General features: G+C 59.0%; 3 protein-coding genes. All 3 read right to left on the bottom strand.

The features are described from left to right. Positions 1-140: 140 nt before the first annotated feature. The 3 genes from I8N67_RS41040 to I8N67_RS41030 are packed head-to-tail and all read right to left on the bottom strand — an operon-like array spanning position 141 to position 3,559. Complete coding sequence (locus I8N67_RS41040; protein WP_200309408.1) at positions 141-794, bottom strand: hypothetical protein; 654 nt, start codon at positions 792-794, stop codon at positions 141-143. Continuing rightward, positions 794-3,079 carry a DUF6571 family protein gene (locus tag I8N67_RS41035; protein ID WP_200309407.1) on the bottom strand — a complete coding sequence of 762 codons (2,286 nt, stop codon included), beginning with the start codon at positions 3,077-3,079 and terminating at the stop codon, positions 794-796. The genes I8N67_RS41040 and I8N67_RS41035 overlap by 1 nt, the downstream gene beginning before the upstream one ends. Positions 3,080-3,088: 9 nt before the next feature. Next, positions 3,089-3,559 carry a hypothetical protein gene (locus I8N67_RS41030; protein WP_200309406.1) on the bottom strand — a complete coding sequence of 157 codons (471 nt, stop codon included), beginning with the start codon at positions 3,557-3,559 and terminating at the stop codon, positions 3,089-3,091. Positions 3,560-3,641: the final 82 nt, after the last annotated feature.

Raw genomic sequence — 3,641 nt, 5'->3', positions numbered from 1 at the left:
CTGAGCCTCTTCCGCACCCTTGAATTCCTCGCGGATTCCATGCGATCGCGATTCATCGAGAATTCCGTGCACTTTCGCGGCATCTTGAGCAAACGCAATGCCGTTATCCTGATCGTTCTCAAAAGCCGCGAGGCCGCTTTTCAAATAGCGCTCGGAACTTCTGGGCTGTTCTCACACTTGAGACCGTCCACAAGCTTGCGCGTGAAGTGTGCCGTCATTTCACGTAGGATCTTGACATCAAAATCTGAGACATTTCGCACTTGGGTCTCGATTTCTAGAGGAAGTTGAGCTTCCTGCTCTCGATGACTCCCCTCAACTTTGCAGGGAATCACCGCAACCAGATGCAATCCTTCGTCTTCACGCTTGACGAGGATGCTCTTGCCAACAGATTGCCAACCGCTTCCCGCTTCGCCCGCCTTGATTCTCTGCTGCGAATAGGTGGACCAACTCACATAGGATAGAAATTCATCACTCCTTCCCTCAACGCCCAGATCACACGGGTGTTCCGAGATGGCATAATGCAATTCGCTCCCAGGCTCCCAGCGTCGCGACGTGCCGACGAGGGAAGACACGATTTCATCTACGGGAGTAAGAGAATTCTCGACACGCAACACCCCGCTTCCCATCTCACCCTGAAGGGCATCGACACTACTGGATCCAAAGAGCTCATTACACACGCTCCAACCCTTTGGCGATTTACTCCTATCACTACTCTCGCCGGAACAGGACGAAAGCATTGCAGACATAAAAACGACGACACCCAGGACTGGAATCACCCTGCCCAAGAACCGCATCAGAACACCTTCTCATTGTCCGAGATCGCATCCTTGCCATCCCTGTACGATCCCTCGATGCCAGGGAGAAGCGCGTTCTTTTCTTCTGCGCTCATACCGACAGCATCGGCGTAGTTAGAGAAAGGAACCCACGCTCCCCGTTCACCAACCTCCTCAAGCGTTTGCACCTGTCGCAATGCTTCCGGGTCATTCTTGTATTCATTGTCCTCCAAATATTGCAGCGTGTGTGTGCCATAGGCTGTATTGACCGCCTCACCTCCCGATTCCACGACGATCGGTACAACGGTGGCGGCGACAACTCCAGCGGCGGGCCCCAGAAACAGTGCAGTCCCACCGGCCACGACCAACGAGACGCCACCCGTCATTGCCGACTTCCTCCATTCTCCGGTCTGCTCCATCTTCAAATTTTCCGCACCTTCAATATCCTTGAAATCCTCGCGAATCTGATGCGATCGTGATTCATCGAGGATTCCGTGCATTTTGGCCGCATTATGTGCGAAAGAAACTCCGCTGCCGCGATCGTTCTCGAGAGCCGCAAGTCCACTGGCTTCAAAAACCTGCTGGGCGACGGTCAGAGTCTTGTACCCCTCCTCGTCACCTGCCACCAGCATCATGAAGTTCCGTGATTCCGCCTCACCGAACGGCGTACGAGTCGAACCGTCACTGCTATGCATGAAAAGTCGATCGCGCAGCAACTCATCGCCCGAGTCGCCGAAGTTTTTGATGGAGTAGTTGAGGTCGTCGATGTATGCCGCCCCCATCCGGGCCAGGCTGTCCTTCATAGCTTCGGGGGGAGCGTCCTCGGAGGTGACGTTGTAGCGCTCGATGACCTTTCTCATGACCTCGGCGGTGTCCTCGTCGCGGTGCAGTTCCGGAGGGTCTGCGCCATACGGATGGCCTGTTGTCGCCGACTCAAGGGCATGGCCGAGGGCGTCCGGGCCGAAGCTGCGGGCCTTCTCGGCCTCGTCGCTGCCGGGGTGGGAAAGGGTGTCCGCCGGCCACTCGAAGTCCTTGTCCGTGAGCTCGTCGAAGTATTTATAGTCGAGGGTCGCGTTCTTTTTCACCGTCCCGTCGTCGTTATAGACCGTGGGTACCTCGTCGTTGAAGAACTTGGTAGAGGCTTGAGGGCTGTGGCCCAGGGCTTCCAGTACACCGGTCAGCGGGTCGTAGCCGGCTCCCGACCGGCCGGACGGGTTGAAACCCAAGTCGAGGTCCCCCGTGTGCGGCTTGTTCGAGACGAACCGGTAGGGGTCCTTGTGGTGCAACTGCACGATGTGCTCTGCGATGGGATTGAGGAATCTGTGGTCGTAGTTGCCACTCCGGAGGAGCCCACCCAGGATCTGGTAGCCGTAGGGAGACTGGGGCGCGCCCGGCTGGAGTTGGATTGGCTGAGTCCCCAAGCGGCGGAAGTCGGTGGCCCAACTCGATGGTAGGTGCGGCTTGTTGTCCGGGTCCGTCGCCGAGGCCAGTGCCACGCCCATGTTGTGCTGGAACTGTTTGGTGAGATCGAGTCTGGTTTTGTGCTCCCCCGCTGTGCCGTCCAGCGCCATGCGGCCGTAGAAGTCCAGAGCTTCCTTCGGGCCGCCGAGGGACTTGTAGAAGGGCGTTGAGAAGTCGGGGTCCTTCGCGTTGTACTTCATGATGGAGTTCAGTTCGGTGAACTGTTTGTCCGTCATTTCCGGGCCGAGCTTGGCGAGTTCCGCCGCGCGTTCGGCCTGGGCTTCGTCCAAGGAGTCGTACGAGCTGTGGCCGGCGTTGTGTGGGTCGTTGCCGTGGCTCTTGCGCAGGGCGCGGGCAACCGAAGCGTCGATCTCCGATGCGCGGGCGAGGATCCGGTTGATCCGGTCTTCCAACGCCTGCTTGGCGTCAAGCTGTTCCTGGGTACGCTCGTCGGTGTCGCCCCGGATGTGTACGAAGAAGCAACGGACCTGACCGTCGCCGATGTCGTCGACGCGGATTCCGAGGTTCGAGGCATCCACCTGGACCGCGGTCTTGATCTTCTTCTGTTGTGAGGCGAGTTCCGTGTGGGCGTCGTCAAGGACTCGGTAGATGCTGTTCGCCTCCGTATGGAGGTCAGTGATCTCCTTCGTCGTCTTAGTGACGAACCCGCGCGTTACTGTGGCGTTCTGTCCGGCCCAGCGAGCCGCGTCCGACTTCGCCTGCATGCCCTTGCGGGCGTTCTCCGAGAGTGTCTTCAGGCCGTCGACGGTGTTCTTCCAGTCGGAGACGGCCGTGCCGAGCTTTCCCAGATCGACTTCGAGGAGGTCCGCGTAGGTGAGGGGCATCGCGCGCTCCTACTTGAAGTACTCGTTGAGTTGGGACACGGGAACGGTCAAACCGTCATAGGACTGGATGACAGAGGCGATCTTGTCGTCGTCGTTGGCGTGCAACTTCTTGCTGTAGTCGAGATGGTTGGAGATGTGCGCACAGGCCTGAAGGACCGACTTCACCTGAGACGTCCAGATCTCAACCGTCGTCTCCAAAGCGCCGCCCATCTCGAAATTGTGGGACTTCAGCGCGACGGCCGACTGAGCGGTGGATCCGGCACCGGCCTTGTTGGGACTGGCGCCCGCGATGTCCGCCTCTTTGTGAAGCTGGTCGTAGAGGATGAACGCCTCATGACCTACGGCGCCCAAATCGTCCTGGTGCACCACCAGATCGCCGCCTCCGGCACTCCCCTGGTCTGCGAGCTGGTTGAGCTGCGTGTGCTCTCCGGGTGTCCTGGCCACATTGGCCTTCGACTGCTCCCACTCGTCCCAGGCCATGCGCCCGTGTCCTCCCCGAAGTCCCGTATGCACCAGGCTCGCGCTCGCAACTGCTCGCGACGCTTCTTACCGTCGCTTTAAC

Origin of the sequence: Streptomyces adelaidensis, assembly GCF_016598475.1 — a bacterium.
Classification (GTDB): Bacteria; Actinomycetota; Actinomycetes; order Streptomycetales; family Streptomycetaceae; genus Streptomyces; species Streptomyces adelaidensis.
Note: the sequence above shows the minus strand (reverse complement) of the source record. Positions and strands in the feature narration are given on the sequence as shown.

Coding starts and splice junctions, on each gene's coding strand:
- I8N67_RS41040 (WP_200309408.1), bottom strand. CDS start 794: ATGCGGTTCTTGGGCAGGGTGATTCCAGTCCTGGGTGTCGTCGTTTTT.
- I8N67_RS41035 (WP_200309407.1), bottom strand. CDS start 3,079: ATGCCCCTCACCTACGCGGACCTCCTCGAAGTCGATCTGGGAAAGCTC.
- I8N67_RS41030 (WP_200309406.1), bottom strand. CDS start 3,559: ATGGCCTGGGACGAGTGGGAGCAGTCGAAGGCCAATGTGGCCAGGACA.